The 2,623-nt window shown below is 64.7% G+C and carries 2 protein-coding genes; one reads left to right on the top strand and one right to left on the bottom strand.

Features of this window, described 5'->3' with window-relative positions; genetic code table 11:
* Positions 1-1,331: succinic semialdehyde dehydrogenase (locus Q1V78_RS00150; RefSeq protein ID WP_300610271.1), on the bottom strand; the 1,331-nt coding region annotated here is incomplete at its 3' end.
* A 272-nt stretch (positions 1,332-1,603) separates the two neighbouring features.
* Here Q1V78_RS00150 and Q1V78_RS00145 point away from each other — a divergent pair.
* Positions 1,604-2,500, top strand: a complete 897-nt coding sequence (locus Q1V78_RS00145; protein WP_300610268.1) for a Bax inhibitor-1/YccA family protein — start codon at positions 1,604-1,606, stop codon at positions 2,498-2,500.
* The last annotated feature ends 123 nt before the right edge of the window (positions 2,501-2,623 follow it).

Below are 2,623 nucleotides of genomic sequence, written 5' to 3'. Positions count from 1 at the left end.
GCGATGCGGTGGCCCGTCTCGGGGCTGGCGAAGACGGAGGCGTTGAGCCCGTAGACGGTGTCGTTGGCAGCGTTGACCGCAGCAACCAGGTCGTCGACAACCTCAACGAAGACGACCGGGCCGAACACTTCCTCGGTGCGGAGCTTCGCGTCGGCGGGGACATCCGCGAGAACCGTGGGCTCGTAGAAGTAAGGACCCAGGTCCGGGCGGGCCTTGCCACCAGCGAGAACGCGGGCACCCTTGGCCACCGCGTCGTCCACGTAGCTGGTAACCGTATCCAGCTGCTGCTGGGAGGCCAGCGAACCCATCGCCACCTCCCAGTCGAAGCCGGGGCCAAGGGTCATGGCGCGCACGGCGTCGGCGAATTTGGTGCTGAACTCCTCGTACACCGGTCGCTCGACGTACACCCGCTCGATGGACACGCACAGCTGGCCAGAGTTGGAGTAGCAGGCATCGACGACGCCGCGGACCGTGTAATCCATCTTCGCGTCCGCCGCGACGATCAGCGGGTTCTTGCCACCCAGCTCCGCGGAGAAACCGATCAGGCGGGAGCCCGCGGTGGCCCCGAGGATCTTGCCGGTGGCGGTAGAACCGGTAAACATCAGGAAATCACACGTATTGGCGATCTCGCTGCCCACGACCCGGCCGGAGCCGGTGACCAGCTGGACGAGGTCGCGTGGCAGGCCGGCCTCGAAGAGCAGGCCGAATACGAGCAAGGAGGTAAACGGGGTCGCGGAGTCCGGCTTCGCGACCACCGCGTTGCCCGCGATGAGTGCAGGAAGGGCGTCGGAGATGCCCAGAGTTAGTGGGTAGTTCCATGGCGAGATCTGGCCGACCACGCCCACGGGCTGGAAGTGCTGGCGGGACTTGGCGAGCACCGGAACCGCGGAGCGGCGGCGCTTCGGGCTCAGGATCTTCTCCGCGTTATTGGCGTAGTAGCGGGAGTTATTCGCCACGTCCATGACCTCGTCGAAGGCGGAGGCGCGGTTCTTGCCGGTCTCCAGCTGCACCATGTCCATCAGCAGTTCGCGGTTCTTCAAGACGGCGTCGTGGAAACGCAGGAGGATGGCCTTGCGCTCCGAGAAGGGAACGTGAGCCCAGGAGCGCTGTGCCTGACGGGCGGCGTCTACGGCACGGTGGACGTCCTCCTCATTGCCGGAACCGACCCAGCCGAGGTGCTCCGCGGTGAAGGAAACCTCGACGTCGATCGTCTTCTCGGGCTTGGAGCCATCGGCGGGCAGCTTGTTGGCGGACAGCCCGCGCAGCGCCTCCTGGAAGTCTGCCGGGAGTGCGCCGAGGGACAGTCGCTTGGGGAATCGCAAAGCAGTCATGGGTGGAAATATACCTTTGTCGAGGAACCTATGCGGTGGGTTGAGAAAGAAAGTCCGCAGCGTCGGGAACTAAAAGTGCGTCACATGCGTTGGTACATTGTGAAGTAAGAATTTTTAACCGACTACCAGCATCGTGGCGCGCCCCGGCACTGCCGGGACATCGCGCGTGACATGAACCCCGATCTCCGATCGGGTCGTGTAGACGCACCACTTAGGTGCGCGCATGGCGGCAAGAACGAGTCTTCCGAATAATCGAAAGTTGAGGCTTTCAGGTGCAGAAATCTAATCCATTCATGGCCGAGCTGACCGGCCAGAACCGCCAGGGCCAGCAGCCCCAGGGCTATGGTGAGCCGGGCTACGGCCAACAGGGCGGCGGCTATGGCCAGTTCGCCACCAGCGCCCGTGGTGCCGCTGCCACGGCGACCTACCAGGACGGGCTGCAGGACGCCGCGAATTACGGCCAGGCCGGCCCGGCCGACCGCCCGATTACCGTGGACGATGTGGTGGCAAAGACCGGCATCACGCTGGCCGTCATCGTCGTGCTGGCTGCGGCGAACTACTTTATCTTCGGCACGAATCCGGCAACGGGCTCGATCCTCACCGTGGTTGGCGCCATCGGTGGCCTCATCACCGTGCTGGTCTCCGCCTTCGCGAAGAAGTACGGCTCCCCAGTCGTCACTCTGCTTTACGCAGGCTTCGAGGGGCTGTTCGTCGGTGGCTTTAGCTACATGCTCACCGGCATGGCGGTGGGGGACACCAACGCTGGCGCCATGATCAGCCAGGCGATCCTGGGCACCATCGGCGTGTTCGCCGGCATGCTCTTCGTCTACAAGACGGGTGCGATTCGCGTGACCCCGAAGTTCACGAAGTTCATGGTCGCCGCATTGATCGGCGTACTGGTACTGGCGCTGGGCAGCATGGTCATCGGCCTGTTCACCGGTGGCGCTGGCCCGCTGCGCGATGGCTCCCCGCTGTCCTGGATCTTCTCCCTGCTGTGCATCGGCCTCGCAGCGCTGAGCTTCCTGCAGGACTTCGACGCCGCCGACCGCCTCGTCCGCGCCGGTGCGCCGTCGAAGATGGCCTGGGGCGTGGCCCTCGGCTTGGCCGTGACCTTGGTCTGGCTCTACACCGAGATCCTGCGCCTGCTGTCTTACATCAATAGGGACTAGCCCTAGCAGCGCAGGGCCAGGGCGCATGCGCGCGCTGGCACTTCGGGAAACTTTGCCCCTGGTGGTTTAACCCCCAGGGGCTGTTTCATGCTTCTGGGAAGGGGGTTACCCGCGCCGCGCCCG

The organism is Corynebacterium sp., assembly GCF_030152825.1.
Lineage (GTDB): Bacteria > Actinomycetota > Actinomycetes > Mycobacteriales > Mycobacteriaceae > Corynebacterium.
The sequence above is the reverse complement of the archived record's forward strand: the minus strand, read 5'-3'. Positions and strand labels throughout refer to the sequence as shown.